The sequence below is a fragment of the Martelella mediterranea genome (genome assembly GCF_004342225.1).
Lineage (GTDB): Bacteria > Pseudomonadota > Alphaproteobacteria > Rhizobiales > Rhizobiaceae > Martelella > Martelella mediterranea_B.
Genome location: NZ_SMAR01000029.1, coordinates 13,872 through 30,843, shown reverse-complemented (window position 1 = coordinate 30,843; position 16,972 = coordinate 13,872). Strand labels below are relative to the sequence as shown.

The 16,972-nt window shown below is 55.3% G+C and carries 15 protein-coding genes; 1 reads left to right on the top strand and 14 read right to left on the bottom strand.

Annotated elements, in window-relative coordinates; translation table 11 throughout:
• The first annotated feature begins 171 nt into the window (after positions 1–171).
• Positions 172–1,029 (top strand): ATP-binding protein, encoded by an 858-nt coding sequence (locus EDC90_RS15765; protein ID WP_132313366.1) that lies wholly within the window; start codon positions 172–174, stop codon positions 1,027–1,029.
• A 43-nt stretch (positions 1,030–1,072) separates the two neighbouring features.
• On the opposite strand, the gene EDC90_RS15760 is transcribed toward EDC90_RS15765, so the two are convergent.
• From EDC90_RS15760 to EDC90_RS15695, 14 genes are all read right to left on the bottom strand, one after another.
• Positions 1,073–2,647: a peptidoglycan DD-metalloendopeptidase family protein gene (locus EDC90_RS15760; protein ID WP_132313333.1), complete on the bottom strand. Its 1,575-nt coding sequence runs from the start codon at positions 2,645–2,647 to the stop codon at positions 1,073–1,075.
• Between the two features lie 143 nt (positions 2,648–2,790).
• Positions 2,791–3,438 carry a protein-L-isoaspartate(D-aspartate) O-methyltransferase gene (locus EDC90_RS15755; protein WP_132313331.1) on the bottom strand — a complete coding sequence of 216 codons (648 nt, stop codon included), beginning with the start codon at positions 3,436–3,438 and terminating at the stop codon, positions 2,791–2,793.
• A 35-nt stretch (positions 3,439–3,473) separates the two neighbouring features.
• Positions 3,474–4,232 (bottom strand): 5'/3'-nucleotidase SurE, encoded by a 759-nt coding sequence (gene surE, locus EDC90_RS15750; protein WP_132313329.1) that lies wholly within the window; start codon positions 4,230–4,232, stop codon positions 3,474–3,476.
• A 5-nt stretch (positions 4,233–4,237) separates the two neighbouring features.
• A complete protein-coding gene (gene serS / locus EDC90_RS15745) occupies positions 4,238–5,521 on the bottom strand; it encodes a serine--tRNA ligase (protein WP_132313327.1) in 1,284 nt (427 codons plus the stop codon).
• Positions 5,522–5,669: 148 nt separating this feature from the next.
• Positions 5,670–6,485, bottom strand: a complete 816-nt coding sequence (tatC, locus tag EDC90_RS15740) for a twin-arginine translocase subunit TatC (RefSeq protein WP_132313325.1) — start codon at positions 6,483–6,485, stop codon at positions 5,670–5,672.
• Entirely contained in the window at positions 6,482–7,048 is a 567-nt protein-coding gene (gene tatB, locus EDC90_RS15735; RefSeq protein WP_132313323.1) for a Sec-independent protein translocase protein TatB, read from the bottom strand. Before tatB ends, tatC begins: the two co-directional genes overlap by 4 nt.
• A 45-nt stretch (positions 7,049–7,093) precedes the next feature.
• Positions 7,094–7,306 (bottom strand): twin-arginine translocase TatA/TatE family subunit, encoded by a 213-nt coding sequence (locus tag EDC90_RS15730; protein ID WP_132313321.1) that lies wholly within the window; start codon positions 7,304–7,306, stop codon positions 7,094–7,096.
• A gap of 43 nt (positions 7,307–7,349) precedes the next feature.
• The gene (locus EDC90_RS15725; protein ID WP_132313319.1) at positions 7,350–8,435 is read right to left on the bottom strand and encodes an ABC transporter ATP-binding protein; all 1,086 of its coding nucleotides are present in this window, start codon (positions 8,433–8,435) and stop codon (positions 7,350–7,352) included.
• A 71-nt stretch (positions 8,436–8,506) separates the two neighbouring features.
• Positions 8,507–9,241 carry an SMC-Scp complex subunit ScpB gene (gene scpB, locus EDC90_RS15720; RefSeq protein ID WP_132313364.1) on the bottom strand — a complete coding sequence of 245 codons (735 nt, stop codon included), beginning with the start codon at positions 9,239–9,241 and terminating at the stop codon, positions 8,507–8,509.
• The gene (locus EDC90_RS15715; protein ID WP_132313317.1) at positions 9,241–10,077 is read right to left on the bottom strand and encodes a segregation and condensation protein A; all 837 of its coding nucleotides are present in this window, start codon (positions 10,075–10,077) and stop codon (positions 9,241–9,243) included. Before EDC90_RS15715 ends, scpB begins: the two co-directional genes overlap by 1 nt.
• Positions 10,077–11,096 (bottom strand): beta-N-acetylhexosaminidase, encoded by a 1,020-nt coding sequence (gene nagZ, locus EDC90_RS15710; RefSeq protein ID WP_132313315.1) that lies wholly within the window; start codon positions 11,094–11,096, stop codon positions 10,077–10,079. Before nagZ ends, EDC90_RS15715 begins: the two co-directional genes overlap by 1 nt.
• Positions 11,097–11,243: 147 nt before the next feature.
• A complete protein-coding gene (locus tag EDC90_RS15705) occupies positions 11,244–13,700 on the bottom strand; it encodes an SPOR domain-containing protein (protein ID WP_132313313.1) in 2,457 nt (818 codons plus the stop codon).
• A gap of 157 nt (positions 13,701–13,857) precedes the next feature.
• On the bottom strand, positions 13,858–15,618 hold the full coding sequence (gene argS / locus EDC90_RS15700; protein WP_132313311.1) for an arginine--tRNA ligase: 1,761 nt from the start codon (positions 15,616–15,618) through the stop codon (positions 13,858–13,860).
• Positions 15,619–15,671: 53 nt separating this feature from the next.
• On the bottom strand, positions 15,672–16,889 hold the full coding sequence (locus tag EDC90_RS15695; protein ID WP_132313309.1) for a deoxyguanosinetriphosphate triphosphohydrolase: 1,218 nt from the start codon (positions 16,887–16,889) through the stop codon (positions 15,672–15,674).
• Positions 16,890–16,972: the final 83 nt, after the last annotated feature.

Sequence of the window (16,972 nt, the reverse complement as noted above, 5' to 3'; positions counted from 1 at the left end):
GTATATATGTCCGGGCCTGTTTAATGCAACAATGGCTTTAGGCACCACGCAGCTTTTTCGGCGCGCGTGGCCGTTTTTCATCGAAATCGACCTTGCAACATCTGCAAAAAAGCAAAATCTGGCACAAAATTCATTAGTTCCAGACCATGGGAGAAGAATGTGGGCAAGAAAATGACAACAGCCCTCCTGCGTGAAGTCAGCCGTCTTGCAGACGCGCTGGAACGTATGGCGGGCCCCTCTTCCCGTTCAAGCGATCTCAGCGCAAGTGACTGTTTTATCTGGAAACCTGAACAGAACTACCTCGAGTCCGTCAAATCCCCGAATCGGGTTTCTCTCTCGTTGATCCGCGGCGTCGACCATGTTCGCGACATTCTTCATGAAAACACGCTGCGCTTTGCTGAAGGGTATCCGGCCAATAATGCACTTTTGTGGGGTGCACGCGGCATGGGTAAATCCTCACTGGTGAAGGCGATACATGCCGACATCAGCGCGACAACAGGGAATCGCCTGAAGCTTGTGGAAATCTACCGGGAAGATATCGGCACGCTCTCTGCGCTTCTCGATATCCTCAAACAATCGGATTGCCGCTTCCTGCTTTTTTCTGATGACCTGTCATTCGACCACGACGATGCGGCCTATAAATCGCTCAAAGCGGCACTTGATGGCGGGATCGAGGGACGACCGGAGAACGTCCTGCTTTATGCAACATCCAACCGCCGCCACCTGATGCCGCGTGACATGATTGAAAACGAGAGGTCAACCGCGGTGAACCCCTCCGAGGCAATCGAAGAAAAAGTTTCCCTTTCAGACCGATTCGGCCTTTGGCTCGGGTTCCATAAGTGCAGCCAGGAGGACTATCTTGCCATGGTTGACGGATATGCCCGACATTTCGGCCTCGAAAGCGAGCAGGAGACGCTGCACCGCGAAGCCCTGACATGGGCGACGACACGCGGCGGAAGATCAGGCCGCGTCGCCTGGCAGTTCATTCAAGACATTGCAGGCCGCCAAAGAAAACACCTCCGTCTATGACGGAGGTGAATTGATTTTCGGCAGATGGCTGAAAGGCTTAACTTCAACCGTTCAGATAAGGCATCGGATCGACTGCCTTGGTATTTTCACGGACTTCAAAGTGCACCATCGGCCTGGATGCCTTGCCTGTCATGCCAGAAACGGCAATGGTCTGCCCGCGCTGAACACGATCGCCGCGCTTGACCTTCAGCTCTTCGGCGTAGCCATAGACGGTGACACGGCCGTCATCGTGACGCACCAGAATTGCATTTCCATAGTCCGTCAGCCCGTCGTCAGCATAAACAACGACGCCGTTTTCAGCGGCTTTGATCGGCGTGCCCTGAGGCACTGAAATATCGATACCTTCGCTGATCTCGTCGCCATCAGCCTGACCATAGCCAACCACAATCGCACCATTAACCGGCCAGCGATAGGTTGTGATTCCTGTTCCTTCCGGCACGGCTTCACCGGCATCACTGCGAACGGAAACCTCTTCCACCACGGCTTCTTTGCTTTCAGCAATCGGCGGCTGATAGGGCTCGGGATTTCCGGCAGACGATCCATTCTGGCTACCGGACGTCGCGCTGGCCTGTTTTTGCGGCTGAGGCTTGGCGCTGGTATCAAGCTCGGCAGTCTGCACTTTGGCTGCAGGCTCTGCCGGAACAGAACCGGCCGTCGGGATCACGAGCTGCTGACCGATACGGATATTGGCGGTTGTCAGGCCGTTGGCCTGTTTGAGAGCATCGACCGATACGCCGTTAGCCTGCGCGATCTTGTAGAGACTGTCGCCGCTTTTGACGGTGTACTCGCTGCCGGAGGACGCCGTCTGTGGCTTGGCGCTGCCTGCCCCGGTATCACCATTGCGCGAGGATGCACTGCTGGCTGACCGGCTGCTTTCGCGATCCCGCGTACTTGGCGTGCTTGGCAGCACGGCGACACGGTTATCAGATTGTTTCTGAGGTGCGGGCGCTGGTGCGCCCGGTGTAAGGCCCGGCGTCTGGGCTGCCGTCTGTGCTGCAGAAGACTGACCGGAGACAAGCGGAACATAAAGAACCTGCCCCGGACGCACCTGGCTCGTGCTTGTCAGGCCGTTGGCACGCAGAATGTCCTGCTCGGAGACACCATTGCGCCGTGCGAATTCGGACAGGGTTTCATCGGAGCGCATCACGACGCGCTTTGCATTGGCATCGCTCGACTGAGATGGCAACGCACTCGGCTGCCCGACAACAGCCTGTGTATTGCTGTAGGTCGTCGCAGGATTGGCGGGCTGTGCAAGTGCTGCGGTCTGCTGTGACTGCGAAGGTACTGGCAGGTTGTTGCTTTGAACGGAAACCGGCGTCGTGGCCATGCGCGCGCCGGAACCAGCCGTCGTTGCCGTGCTGATCGGTTGACGGCTCACGACCGCCTGTCCCGAAGACTGCGAAGGAAGCCCCTGATAGCCTCCCGACCCGACGTTGGCAGGCGGCACCATGTTCTGGTAACCGGTTGAAGGTGCAACTGAACCGGTGGTCATGCTATCGGGCGAACTGGCGATACGCGCGCTTTGCGATGTGCAACCGGCGGCCATAATGGCAAGCGCCGAAACGAGGAGAAAACCTTGTGTAGCTTTGCCGACTTCCGGCATCCCAGAAATACGCATGAACTGACCTGTACGCTAGAACTCAACTTGCACAGGTTTTAACCGCAACAGAGTTACCGCACGGTTAAAGCATCGGTTCTGATTTAAAATTTAGATGGTTTAAGGCAACAAATGCCAGCCTTCCGCGTTATCAGAAGCCCGATTCAGAGCGCTTTTGCCAAACCACGCTCGACATTGAGATAAGGAACTTCAAACAGGTCCTCCCGCTCAAAACGGCTGCCGATCCGCGTCATTCGAACCATCAGCGGCGGGGCATTTTCCTGAATGACAGGCGCCAGAATCACACCATTGGAAACCAGTTGCTCGACGCGGGCCCGCGGAATTTCAAGAACGGCTGCCGTGTAGAGGATCCTGTCAAATGTGCCCTCCCCGGTTAAACCTTCGCGCCCGTCAGTCTGGCGAATGACGACACTTTTGAGCTCAAGCTCAGCGATTCGTTCGCGCGCACGCTCTACCAGCGTTTTGTAACGATCAACGCTCAAAACGCGCTCGGCAATTCGGCCCATAATCGCCGCGGTGTAACCCGACCCTGTGCCAATTTCGAGAACACGCTGGCCGGGCTTCACCTTGAGAATGTCAATGAGCCGGATTGCGAGATCAGCACTTTCCATAAATGCGCCACACTCAATCGGCAGCGAGCGGCCGCTATAGGCATAAGGAACCAGATGCGGCGGGGTGAACAGCGAACGGGGTGTAGCCTCAACCGCAGTCAGCAGATCAAGGTTGGTCACACCGCTTTTACGAAGCCGCATCACGAGGGCAGCAAAACCTTCCCGCTCCTGGTCTCTCATCGCTGGTAATCGCTCTTAATGGGTTGGAGGACGCGTCAAGCGCCCAATGCACGTTTCACCTTCTCCTGAACCGCATAATCGGTCAAGTCGAGCTTTAAAGGTGTGACGGAAACAAAGTTTTCACCAACAGCATGAAGGTCGCTGCCATGGCTGAATTCGCTCAGGCGGTCCTGAAAACAAAGCCAGTAGTAAGGCAGGCCGCGACCATCAACACGTTTCTCGGTCGCAAGGCCCATCTCCAGCTTTCCCTGCGCGGTCACCTGAACGCCAGCAACATCTTCCGGTTTGCAGCATGGGAAATTGACGTTCAGCAACGTTCCGCGCGGCAACTCCAGATCAATCAGTTTCTGAAGAAGCGGCACGGCCTGCTCTTCGGAGACTTCCCAGGGAAAGTGACGGCCATTGCTGTAATCGCCGCACTGGCTGAGAGCAATGGACCGCACCCCCTGCAAGGTTCCTTCGATCGCCGCAGCCACGGTTCCCGAATATGTAACATCATCCGCGAGGTTAGCGCCCGAATTAATCCCCGATAGCACCAGATCCGGCGGTTCCGGCAGAACCTCCCGGGCCGCCATGATCACGCAATCAGTCGGTGTTCCGCGCAGCGCAAACTGCTTTTCACCGTACTGGCGAAGCCTCAGCGGCTCTGAAAGTGTCAGAGAGTGGGCAAGCCCGCTCTGATCGGTCTCAGGCGCCACGGTCCAGACATCGTCTGATAGCTTTGCAGCAACTTTCTGCAGCACGGCCAGTCCGGGGCCATGAACACCGTCATCGTTTGTCAGAAGAATGCGCATATCACTCAACCCTGCGGTTCGATTTTGGTCATCCCGCCCATATAAGGCCGAAGCGCTTCGGGTATTGTGACAGAACCATCTTCATTCAGATAATTCTCAACAACGGCAATCAATGCCCGGCCGACAGCCACACCAGAACCATTCAGCGTATGGACAAAGCGGTTCTGCTTTTCGTCCTTCACCCGGTAACGCGCATTCATGCGACGTGCCTGAAAATCACCGCAGACCGAGCAGGAGGAAATTTCGCGATAGGTATTCTGCCCCGGCAACCAGACCTCAAGGTCATAGGTTTTACGCGCCGAAAAGCCCATATCGCCACTCGAAAGCGCCATAACACGGTAGTGCAGCCCCAGACGTTTCAGCACATCTTCAGCGGCCGACGTCATACGCTCCAGTTCATCCAGCGAAGACTCAGCATCGGTAACCGAAACCATTTCGCATTTTAAGAACTGGTGCTGACGCAGCATGCCACGCGTATCCCGGCCAGCCGAACCAGCCTCAGAACGGAAGCAATAGGTCAGAGCGGTGTAGCGCAGGGGAAGCTTCTCCGCGGGCAGGATCTCACCGCTGACGAGATTGGTCAGCGGAACTTCAGCAGTCGGGATCATCCAGCGATCTTCAGATGTCTTGAAGAGATCCTCTGAAAACTTCGGAAGCTGACCTGTCCCAAACAGGGCATTGTCACGCACCAGCAAGGGCGGGCTGACTTCAAGATAGCCATGCTCCTGAACATGCATGTCGATCATGAACTGACCAAGCGCGCGCTCAAGACGGGCGAAAGCGCCTGTCAGCACCGTAAATCGTGCGCCTGACATATGCGATGCACGTTCAAAATCCATTCCACCAAGCGCTTCACCGATCTCGAAGTGCTCCTTGGCCGGAAAGTTAAAGCCGGGCTTCTGGCCAACTTGGCGTATTTCGACGTTGTCATCCTCGTCTTCACCAACCGGCACGTCTTCCAGAGGAATATTCGGAATTCCGGCCAGAAGGTCATTCAGCTCGGCTGAAACGATGCGCTCTTCGTCTTCAACGGCGGGCATCGTGGTTTTAAGATCGGCGACCTCAGCTTTCAGCTTTTCTGCAAGCTCGAGATCTTTCCGTCCCATCGCAGCACCGATTTCTTTCGAGGCACTGTTGCGTCTGGACTGCATGTCCTGAAGCTTTTGCAAAACGGAGCGGCGCTTCTCATCAAGTTCGACAACCTTTGCCGCGAGCGGCAAAGCACCGCGGATTTCCAGCGCCTTATCAAGCGCTTCTGGGTTTTCGCGAATCCATTTGATATCGAGCATCGTTTCCGCTTTCTGAAAATAAAAGAACCGCTGAACCAGAGCTGGAACAGCGGGTCTCTTCTTGCCTAACTCTCAGCCAAAGCGCAAGGCGCAAGGCAATACAAAACCGGACAAGTCTGAACAGGAAACAGATCAGCCTTCCCGCTTATCAGGCGTCGTCCTCCGTCTCCTCGGCTTCAACTTCACGGCGTCTACGCTGACGCTCGACAACACGCGCCGCATAGATCGCAACTTCATACAAAAGGATGGTCGGCAAAGCGAGACCAAGCTGCGACAGCGGATCGGGCGGTGTCAGCACAGCCGCGATGATGAAAGCGATGACAATGGCGAACTTGCGCTGCTTGGCAAGCCATTGCGAAGAGGTCAGTCCCACACGGGCCAGAAGGGTCGTCACCACCGGCAACTGGAACACAAGCCCGAACGCCAGAACCAGCGACATGATCAGGCTCAGATACTCCGAAACCTTCGGCAGAAGTGAAATCGCGACCTCGCCACCTTCAGGCACCTGCTGCATGTTCAGGAAAAACAGCATCACCACCGGGATCAGGAAGAAGTAAACAATCGCACCGCCGATGATGAACAATACCGGAGAAGCAACAAGGAACGGCAGAAAAGCCGAGCGCTCATTTTTATAAAGCCCAGGCGCTACGAAACTATAGACCTGAAACGCAATGACAGGAAACGCCAGAAGCAAACCGCCAAACAGAGAAATCTTGATCTGGGTGAAGAAGAACTCCTGCGGAGCGGTATAAATCAACTGCATCTTGGCAGGATCAAAACCTGCCCAGATAACAGCCCACCTGTACGGCAGAACCAGCAGATTAAAGAGGTCTTTCGCAAAGGCGAAACAGAGCAGAAACCCCAGAAAGAACGCTGCCAGCGACCAGACAAGGCGTTTGCGAAGCTCCATCAGGTGCTCGACAAGCGGCTGCGGCTTGTCGTCAATCCCGTCTTCAGTGCTCATGAGTTTTTCCTCCGGCGGCTACTGCCTTTGCCGGCAGAGGTTTTGACCGGACGTGGCGCCGGTTTGTAAGACTTGCGCTGGCTGACAAGACCGCCATCGTGACGTTTGGAAACCAGACCATCTGCCTGACTGGATTCGGCACTGTCACGGGCCTGCCTGAAGATATCAGATCCGGAAATATCAGGCGCATTCCCCGGCGTCGGGTATGACTGCTTCGGCAGATCGGGTGTACCGGCTCCCGAAGACGGCTTATTTTCGAGTGAAGTAGACTTTTTGAGGTCCGACTGAATGTCCCTTGCCGTTTCCCGCAAAGGATTCATTGCATCACGCAACTGGTTGGCAGGATTAAGTTTTCGAACATCGCGGACAGCGCTCGAAACGTCTTCCATATCCGCTTCTTTCAAAGCGTCATCGACCTGCGAGCGAAAATCGGTCGCCATACGCCTCAGCTTTGTCATCGTCTTGCCGAATGTTCTCAAGACATGCGGCAATTCTTTCGGACCGACCACGACAATCAGGACGATGGCTACAACGAGAAGCTCCGTCCAGCCAATATCAAGCATTCAAATACTCCTGCAGACAGACTTCAAAGAGCCTGTCTGTTGCCGTCAGCCCTGCTTGTTTTCGTCAGCGTTATGCTCAACGGTCTTGCTTTTCTTGTCGTCGCTTTCATTGTTGTCTTCGTCGTCGGAAATGCCCTTTTTGAAGCTCTTGATGCCTTTGGCAACATCGCCCATCAGTTCCGGAATTTTACCGCGACCGAACAGCAAAACGACAATCGCAAGAATGATCAGCAACTGCCAGATACCGAGATTACCCATACGTCCAATTCTCCTGGTTCATTTGCCCTTTGGTGTAAGACGTTTAGGGCCGTTTTTCAAATAGCAAAATCGCGGTGTTTGCCACTTCAACAAAAACCGATTCCGCATTCTCTGCAATATGCCCGGCACTGATACGTGCATGCAAGGGCTGAATAAGCCCGTCGATCTGCAAAACGAAATGTTCAGACCGCCCGAGATAAAGACGCTGCAGAATGTGAGCCTTTGCGGCATCACCGCGGCCTTCATTCCTCAGACGCACATCCGAATGGCGAATAGCCGCTGTGGCTTTACCATCGGAAAAGCCTGCCGGCGCCGTTAACGTGGCGAAAGGCAGATCGACTTTACCAGCCTCGACACTTACATCCAGAACATTGGTTTCAGAGAAGAAAGACGCAGCAAAAAGGTTCGCTGGTTGTTTAAACAGCATATGCGGCGGGCCGGCTTGAACAAGCTCACCATCTTTTAAAAGGGCTATCTGATCAGCCATGCCCATGGCTTCTTCAGGATCATGGGTGACGATAATGACGGTTGCTCCCGTCTCTCTTAAAACGGCCAACGTTTCCGCGCGAACCTGATCCTTCAGTCGGGAATCCAAACCCGAAAAGGGTTCGTCCATCAGCAGAACGGAAGGTTGCGGTGCAACTGCACGGGCAAGCGCTACACGCTGCTGCTCACCACCGGAAAGCATGTGAGGGTATTTTTCGCCGTAACCCATCAGGCCAACACGCGCCAGAGCATCATCAACCACTTGTGCCCGCATCGGCTTCGGGGTCGCTGTCAGGCCAAAGGCGACATTGGACGCCACCGTCATGTGTGGAAAAAGAGCGAAATCCTGAAACATAAGGCCAACGCCACGGCGCTCGGGCGGCAAAAAGACGGAAGGGCCGGACACCTCGATCCCGTTGATAAGCAAGCGACCACGCGTCGGCACTTCCAGCCCGGCCGCGATACGCAACAGCGTACTCTTCCCCGAACCCGACGGCCCAAGCAGGCACAGCACCTCGCCGGGATTGGCCGTCAAAGATACATTGCGCACGACATCGTCTGCACCATATCGGTGCACGACATTCTCAAATCCGAGCCGGGCAGCCTTTCCGGTTTCGCCGACATTGCGCGCAGCTATATTCATTCATCGACTCCAGAACCACACGGAATGGCACGAGGCCTGCCGATTGACAGAGATGGTCTTAATTCTAGAGCCTATTCATCATGTTTACTGCCCGGTGTCAAAAGGCCCAGTTCTTCAATATCTGCAGCCGAAAGCGGATCTTCATTCTCTTCCAGATCATCGTCGTCATTAAGGGGAAGCGGAATCTGAAAATCAGGAGGAATGCGACCGGACAAAAGCCCCGCGCCCCTCAACTCCTCCAGACCGGGCAGATCGCGCACCTCTTCCAGCCCGAAATGGTCCAGAAAAGAACGGGTGGTACCCATGGTGACAGGGCGCCCCGGACTGCGCCTTCGTCCGCGAAAACGCACCCAGCCCGCTTCCATCAGCACATCGAGTGTGCCTTTGGATGTCTGAACACCGCGGATCTCCTCGATTTCAGCACGGGTCACCGGCTGATGATACGCAATAATCGCAAGGACTTCGAGCGCAGCGCGTGAGAGTTTCCGGGCCTCGCGCTCGCCACGGTGGAGCACAAACGAAAGATCCGGCGCCGTGCGAAATGCCCAGTGATCTTCGACGCGAACGAGGTTGACCCCACGGTTTTCATACTGCGTTTTCAGCGATTGCATAAGCTCAGGAACATCAATCCCGTTAGGGATGCGCTCCTCAATATACCCCTCGCTCACAGGCTCAGACGATGCGAAAACTAGGGCCTCAGCAATACGTTCGGCCTCCAGCTTCAGCTCCGGACTGAACGAGGCTGACTGCTGCGCATCTGCGGTTTCGGCTTCTGTTTCCTCCGGCAGGTCTTCACGCTCACCGATCACGTACTATCCTCCCCTTCACCACCTGATTGTGGAAGGGAAACAGGTTTACGGGTTCCGCGCCGCATCTGGATCGGTGCGAAAGCCCCGTCCTGCCTCAAATCAAGCCGTCCTTCCCGCACCAGCTCCAGTGATGCTGCAAAGGTGCTGGCGATGGCCGTTCGCATTTCTTCCGGGGATTTAAGATAACGCAACAGGTAACGGTCAAGCACTGTCCACTCGCCGATATCGCCGATCAGCGATTGCAGCAATTCACGCGCATCTGTAAGCGACCATACGTGACGTTTCTGGATGGTCACTTCGCTCACCGCTTGCCGCTGACGAAGATTGGCATAAGCCTCCAGAAGTTCGTAGAGCGTGGCCTTGAAAGCAGATCCGGTTTCGTCCGGGATATGCTCCGGCGCGCCGCGCTGAAACATATCACGACCCAGCCGGTTGCGATTAACCAGCTTCGACGATGCGTCACGCATCGTTTCAAGACGTTTCAGCCGGAATGCAAGCGTGGCCGCCATATCATCACCGGATGGTTCCTCATCACTGGGCCTGCGCGGTATGAGAAGCCGAGATTTCAGGTAGGCAAGCCAGGCCGCCATAACCAGATAGTCAGCCGCCAGTTCGATCCTGATCTGGCGCGCCTCTTCGATGAAACTGAGATATTGCTCGGCCAAGGCCAGAACAGAAATGCGCGACAGATCAACCTTCTGCGTGCGCGCCAGATGCAACAAAAGATCAAGAGGGCCTTCAAAACCGCCAACGTCAATCACCAGCCGCTTGTCATCCGCGTCGCTTATAGCGACGGCCGTCGTTTCTGCCTCTGGAAAAAACTGCTCCTGCATCACCCCGATTCCATCGTCAAAAGGCGGTTGAGGTGCGCCCGCAGGGCTTCAAGATCCGTATCGTCGGCAACGGGCTCTGCTTTCAAAACGGCTTCACTGCGTTGATACGCTCTGCCCTGCAAGCGCGGAACACGCTCTGCAACGGCGCTCATCTCCGCCAGATCGCCATTGCAATGCAAAACGATATCCACCCCCGCAGAAGCAACGGCCAAAGCGCGCGTGGCAATGTCACCCGAAAGCGCATTCATCGAAAGGTCGTCCGAGATCAAAAGGCCATCAAAACCAATCTCGTCTCGGATAATGTCTTCGATAGCCCGCTTCGATGTCGTCGCGGGGTTTTCAGGATCAATGGCCTCGAAAACCACATGACACGTCATCGCCATCAAAGCCGCACTCAGCGCCTTGAAAGGCAGAAAATCGCTCGATCTCAAAGTGTCAAGGCTGGCAGAAACGCGTGGCAACTCTTTGTGTGAATCCGCAAGACCGCGGCCATGACCGGGAATATGTTTGATGACCGGCAGCACGCCACCAGCCTCAAGGCCTCTCGCCATAGCACCTGCGAGTGCGGCAACCTGTGCGACATCAGTCCCATACGAACGGTCTGCCATAAAGCCAGACCCGGTCGCTGGCGGCATATCAAGAACGGGCGCACAATTACAGTTGATCCCCAGCGCCAACAAGTCGGCCGCAATCAGACGACCACAAGCCCAGGCGGCCTCAACGCCTGCCTGGCGATCAAGACGATAAAGCCCGGCAATACGGGAAGCGGCAGGATAGTCTGCGACCATTGGCGGGCGCAATCGCCTGACTGTACCGCCCTCCTGATCGATGAAGACAGGTGCTTTGCGCCCGACAGACGCGCGCAAATCCGAGACCAGCCGGCGCACCTGTTCAGACGTTTCGATATTGCGTCCGAACAAAATGAAGCCCCAGGGCTGAGCTTCTTGAAAAAAGCTAACCTCCTCTGCGCTCAGTTCCGGCCCGGCGCACCCAAGAATCATCGCGTTTACATCTGTCATGACCGAATCATAGGAACACAAAGAGACAATGCGCGAGCCTCGAGTTCGTTTTGCACAGATTTCTTGGACCTAAAGAGCACGAAACCCTGCGAACCTTTCGAATAAGAGGTCCGCAGGGTGTGCACTACACCACAAAAGCATTTTACGTCATCGCGGCACGAAGCAACTGCCACCATCGCCGCGGTAACGTTCGCATAATGAAATGGCGTCACCGAGACTCGCTGCCGGTATGCGAACACGATAATACGTGCTTCCGTTAACATTCGCAGCAACATACTCAACGCCCTGCCTGCCAAGAACTGACGGATGCTGGGAAGCAAGCCTCTGATAGGCCTGACGCGCTTCCTGTTCTGACGGCAGCGATGCAATCTGCATCGCGTATTGCGAAGAACCGGTCTGGCTGGCTGCGGCATTAACAGGCGCCGCAGACTGTGTTCCCCCGGATGGTGCCGGGCTTGGCGCTGAGGAGGAGGCCTGCGAAACACGGTTTGACGGCGCCCGCTCAGGAAGTGGAACGCTGTACGGGTCAAACGTCAGCCCGGAACCGTCAAACGCATTCGTTTCTTCCGAAGTGTCGGTCTGCGAGGCACCAGCCGTGTCGGCGCCATTTTCAACGCCGGTCTGTGCGTCAGGTGCAGTTGCAGCGCCCTGCTGCCCCGTGGAAATCAGATTACCGTTTTCATCCGGCAGCGCTGTCACCGTCTCAAGATTGCTTCCAGCGGAAGGAGTCGGGCCATTCTGGCCTGCTGCCGGGGCCTCTGCGCCGGCGGCGACAGTGCTTCCTTCGCGCTCGACAAGCGTTCCATCCGGCCGGACAATAATCGTGCGAACCTTGCGTGGCTCAATCCCTGTTTCAATCGATGCGTTGTCATTGCTCTGCATTGAAGCGCCGCTGGCCAAGGGATTTGGTGCCGTATTCTCAACATCGGCAGGCTCCTGATCAGAGGCAATCAGATTATCCTGACGTGGTCGCGCACTCAGCGTACCTTCGACATTGTTGAAGACGGCATTATCCTGATTGGGGACAACTTCCCCTCCCGGATCTTCGGGTGCTTCCTTCACATCAGAATTGTCCGCAGCGATCACCATTGGATCATCACCGCCTTCATTGCTGAAATAACGCAGACCAGCAAAAATCATCAGAACAGCGATGCCCAGAACTGCAACACTGCCAATGATGACACGACCATACCCCATCCATGTGACCGCGAGCCAACCCGGCCGCTTTTCTGTCTCAAACGCCCCGTCGTCTTCATCATAGTAATCATCGAAGCCATGGGACACGGGCGCCGCACCCACCGCCTGATGTAACTCCTCTGAAAGCGCGGCCTCGATATCATCATCGTACTGATGTTCAGAAACCCGCTCTTCGCTTTCAGCCTGCACCGGCTGCGGCCTGTTGATTTGAGACTGGCTTTCAGCGATCGGATCGACCGGACCATGAGCAGCCATGGCGTCGGCCAGTTCCTCATCAAGGTCGAATTCGTAAGGCTCAGGCTGGTGGGACGGCCTCTCGATCTCTTCAACATGATCACGCGGAAGATCCATATCTTCGACCGGCGCCGGCGGCTCGTCCGTTGAGACCAATTCAGCAGGATCGAAAATTCCATCGTCTTCCGATTGATTATCGACAGCCTGTTCGAGCGGTTCACGCGCTGTTTCGGCAGGCTCAATCCCTGAAAGCTCAAGCTCAAGTTCATTCAGATCCAGATCAAACGCAGCTTCTGTGTTTTCCGGGGCCTCTTCCGGCGCTGCAACGTCGTCAGGCTTCGCCACCGCTGGATAAGGCTGCTCCACTGAGAATGGCTCTTCGTGGACATCTTCTTCGAGGGCGGCATGTTCAGGGGTGCTAGCCCAGTCTTGCGGGTCAACCTGCTGATAAGCTGGCTCGAACCGGGGATCTGCTGATTCAGTCCCGGTTTCAGAGCCAAAGCTTTCGTCTTCGAACGAGACTTCAGACGCGTGATAGGCATCAGGCTCAAACTCGGGAATATCCGGTTCATCCGGCAGAGTTGCATCATCTTCCGCCGGCACTTCGGGCGCCGGATACAGTACACGGAAGTCTGTATAGAAGGGCTGTTGCTGCGCAGAAGCAGAAAATGCGCGCTGATCTGTCTCCGGCTGATCCAGAGACTGCATCGAGCGCTCCAGCTCGTCTGCGAGGAAATCATCGCTAAAGGGTTGCACGGCGTCATCATGGCCGAACTCTTGATCCGCCACAGGATCCGGCCCGAAGGGATGACCCGTTACAGGCTCATTTTCGGAAAGGTCGGCTGACCACTGCCGGTTATCGCCGTCGCCGGTTTCCTGCTGAGACCAGCCGGTGAATTCCCGATAGGGCTCGTCATCTTCAAAGGACGACGGCTGACCAGGTTGGGGGTCTTCCGGATAGGCTGAAATCTGATGATCAAGCCCACGCAAAAGTTCATCTGCCAGATCAGCCTCGGTGACAGAGTGAGGCGCATCCTCCAGCGACGGCTCTTCTTTCCGGCGCGGGGCCTCCGCTTCCGGCGCGATCAGGCGAGCCAGTTCGGCAAAAGGATCATCTGGTGCGATATCGCCGGACTTCTGGTTGTCAAAATCCGGTTTATTCTTTTCTGCCATTCCCTAACCACCGATACTGCCGCCATAGTCCGGATCGTCTCGCATCATTTCACGAGACATCCACCCTGCCCTTTTGAAGGGCAGGCTAAATGTACGACCACCTAAGTCTGACGCTCAGCAGAACGCCCTTCATATCAGTTGGGATCAGTTTTCAGCGTTACCGCATTTCATCCGGGGCATCGGTACCGGCAAGTTTCAAACCTGACCGCAAAACCGCCCCGACAGCGCAAACCAATCCCAGCTTTGCGAGGGTTGATTGTCGGTCTTCAGCGTTAATAAATCGTAATTGAGGCTTTTCTTTACCTTTATTCCAGTGCGCATGAAAATGCGACGCCAAATCATAAAGGTAAAAAACCAGCCTGTGCGGTTCATGTGCCAGTGCTGCGGATTCGATAACCCTTGGATATTCAGAAAGCTTGGCAATCAAACGCAGCTCATCCGGGTCCTCAATTGCTCCTTTAACAGCATCTTCGAGGATTTTGCTGTCCAGATCAAGATCACCGAAAACATCCTGCGCCTGCCGGATGACAGACATGCAGCGTGCGTGGGCATACTGGACATAGAAAACCGGATTATCTTTTGACTGCTCTGTGACCTTTGCAAAATCAAAGTCCAGCGGCTCACTGCTTTTGCGGTAAAGCATCATGAAACGAACGGAGTCACGGCCAACTTCATCCACCACATCTCTGAGCGTAATGAAGTCACCGGCACGCTTGGACATTTTGACTTCCTGGCCATCGCGAAGAAGCTTGACCAATTGGCACAACAGAACTGTCAGCTTCGCCTCACCATCGGACACAGCCTTGGCCAGCGCATCGAGACGTTTAATGTAGCCGCCATGATCTGCGCCGAGCACATAGATCATCTCGTTGAACCCACGGTCGAACTTGTCTTTGAAGTAGGCAACATCGGCCGCAAAATAGGTGTAGCTGCCATCAGACTTGATCAGCGGGCGGTCGATATCATCCCCAACCTCGGTCGAGCGAAAGAGGGTCTGCTCACGGTCTTCCCAGTCTTCCGGCACCTGCCCCTTCGGCGGAGGCAGCGTTCCTTTGTAGACATGCCCCTTGAAGGTCAAATCATTAATCGTCGTGCGGATACGCTGTGCATCATCTTCATGCAGAACACGTTCAGAGAAAAAGACGTCATGCTTGACGTTCAGAGCCTCAAGATCCGCCCGGATCATTGCCATCATCGCAGTAATGGCACGCTCTTTGACGGGCGGCATCCATTTATCTTCCGAAAGCTCTAAAAGAGACGGACCGAATTCCTCTTTCAGCGCCTCACCCACCGGCATCAGATAGTCTCCGGGATAAAATCCGGCAGGGATCGCGCCGATCTCCTCGCCAAGCGCTTCGCGATAACGCAGAAATGCTGAACGCGCCAGAACATCAATCTGCGCGCCGGCATCATTGATGTAGTATTCCTTGATGACCTCATAGCCGGCATAGTCCAGTACATTCGCAAGCGTGTCGCCAACGACAGCACCGCGGCAATGACCGACATGCATCGGGCCAGTCGGGTTGGCCGAAACATACTCGACGTTGATTTTGCTGCCTTTCCCGATCGCGCTGCGGCCAAAATCTTCGCCTTCACGGATAGCGGCAGACAAAAGGCGCTGCCAGTAACTTACAGAAAGACGGATATTGATGAAGCCGGGACCAGCGACCGACAGTTCAGCGATATCCTCATCACGCTCAAGAGCCTGAACGATCTCTCCGGCCAGATCGCGCGGCTTCATGCCGAGCGGCTTCGAGAGCACCAGCGCCGCGTTGACGGCAATATCGCCATGACTTGGATCACGTGGTGGTTCGACAACAATACGCGTAAAATCGAGATCTTCGCGCTTTTCTGCAATTGCCGGTACGCTCAACAACTGTTCGTTCAGTCTTTGTTCGAAATCGGTAAAAAGATTCATGACGTGATCCATCAAACGCCCCGCTCATGGGGCAATGCGAGTTTTCGGCGGCTCTAACGCAATTCCGGGGTGTGGTCAAACAAACGCCGGTGCGTATTATAGGCATAAGTGTCTGTCATCCCGGCAAGATAGTCAGCGACATGACGCGCCAGCTGGCCCTCTTCAAGTTTCTCCAGACCATCAATCCATGGATGACTTCCCATAAGCTGCGGGTCGGACAAGTATACATCGAAAAGATCAGAAACAATCTGCCCCGCCCCTTCGCGGATCGCCATGATATCGGGGTGACGATAAATCCTCTTGAACAGAAGCGTCTTGATCTGACGGTCCACCTCGGCCATCCCATCAGAGAAACAGGCGATTGTGCGTCCGGCATGCCGCACAGCATCGGCACTCTCCGGCCGGATATCGGCCAGATTGGCCTGCGCGACCCCGATCACATCCTCCACCATCGCAGTAATCTGCCGTCGCATGATCTCGTTGGTAAACCGGGCCTCTTCCAGTCCCGGATACCGTCCGCTCACTTCGCGCATCAGATCTTTGAGAAAAGGAACCTCTTCCAGCATCTCAAACGTTAAAAAACCCGAGCGCAGCCCATCATCGATATCATGGGTATTGTAGGCGATGTCATCTGCGATGGCCGCCACCTGCGCTTCCAGACTGGCATAGGTATCAAGCCACAGATCGTGCCGGGCGCTGTAATCCAGAATCGGCTGCGGCACGGGCTTGGTCTTGCCTGAGCTGTCTTTGCATAAGAGAGGACCGTTATGCTTTACGAGTCCCTCCAGAGTCTCCCAGGTAAGATTGATGCCATCATATTCAGCATAGCGCCGTTCAAGCTTTGTGACGATCCTCAAAGACTGGGCATTATGATCAAAGCCACCAAAATCGCGCATCTTTTCATGCAGCGCATCCTCTCCGGTATGGCCAAACGGCGTATGTCCGAAATCGTGAACGAGCGCCACACCTTCTGCCAGATCCTCATCAAGTCGCAACGCCCGTGCCAGCGCGCGCGCAACCTGTGCCACCTCTATTGTATGCGTCAGACGCGTCCGGTAATGATCGCCATCCTGCGCGATAAACACCTGTGTTTTATGCTTGAGACGCCGAAAAGCAGTGGTGTGAATAATGCGGTCGCGATCCCGCTGGAAGTCAGAGCGGGTCAGACTTCCTTGTTCCCGGTGGAGCCGGCCACGACTGGCCCACGGATCACACGCATAGGCAGAACGCGCCACATCACCGAAACCCAGTGCTTTCGTATCGATTGTCATAATCTGTCTCACTTGCCAGAAGGTTATCGTGTTTGCGTGCGGGGCAACTCGGCGCCATCAAAAGAATTCACAGTTGACGGACA

Excerpts from the sequence above, each read along its gene's own strand:
- EDC90_RS15765 (WP_132313366.1), top strand. The coding sequence starts at position 172 with ATGACAACAGCCCTCCTGCGTGAAGTCAGCCGTCTTGCAGACGCGCTG.
- EDC90_RS15760 (WP_132313333.1), bottom strand. The coding sequence starts at position 2,647 with ATGCGTATTTCTGGGATGCCGGAAGTCGGCAAAGCTACACAAGGTTTT.
- EDC90_RS15755 (WP_132313331.1), bottom strand. The coding sequence starts at position 3,438 with ATGAGAGACCAGGAGCGGGAAGGTTTTGCTGCCCTCGTGATGCGGCTT.
- surE (WP_132313329.1), bottom strand. The coding sequence starts at position 4,232 with ATGCGCATTCTTCTGACAAACGATGACGGTGTTCATGGCCCCGGACTG.
- serS (WP_132313327.1), bottom strand. The coding sequence starts at position 5,521 with ATGCTCGATATCAAATGGATTCGCGAAAACCCAGAAGCGCTTGATAAG.
- tatC (WP_132313325.1), bottom strand. The coding sequence starts at position 6,485 with ATGAGCACTGAAGACGGGATTGACGACAAGCCGCAGCCGCTTGTCGAG.
- tatB (WP_132313323.1), bottom strand. The coding sequence starts at position 7,048 with ATGCTTGATATTGGCTGGACGGAGCTTCTCGTTGTAGCCATCGTCCTG.
- EDC90_RS15730 (WP_132313321.1), bottom strand. The coding sequence starts at position 7,306 with ATGGGTAATCTCGGTATCTGGCAGTTGCTGATCATTCTTGCGATTGTC.
- EDC90_RS15725 (WP_132313319.1), bottom strand. The coding sequence starts at position 8,435 with ATGAATATAGCTGCGCGCAATGTCGGCGAAACCGGAAAGGCTGCCCGG.
- EDC90_RS15715 (WP_132313317.1), bottom strand. The coding sequence starts at position 10,077 with ATGCAGGAGCAGTTTTTTCCAGAGGCAGAAACGACGGCCGTCGCTATA.
- nagZ (WP_132313315.1), bottom strand. The coding sequence starts at position 11,096 with ATGACAGATGTAAACGCGATGATTCTTGGGTGCGCCGGGCCGGAACTG.
- EDC90_RS15705 (WP_132313313.1), bottom strand. The coding sequence starts at position 13,700 with ATGGCAGAAAAGAATAAACCGGATTTTGACAACCAGAAGTCCGGCGAT.
- argS (WP_132313311.1), bottom strand. The coding sequence starts at position 15,618 with ATGAATCTTTTTACCGATTTCGAACAAAGACTGAACGAACAGTTGTTG.
- EDC90_RS15695 (WP_132313309.1), bottom strand. The coding sequence starts at position 16,889 with ATGACAATCGATACGAAAGCACTGGGTTTCGGTGATGTGGCGCGTTCT.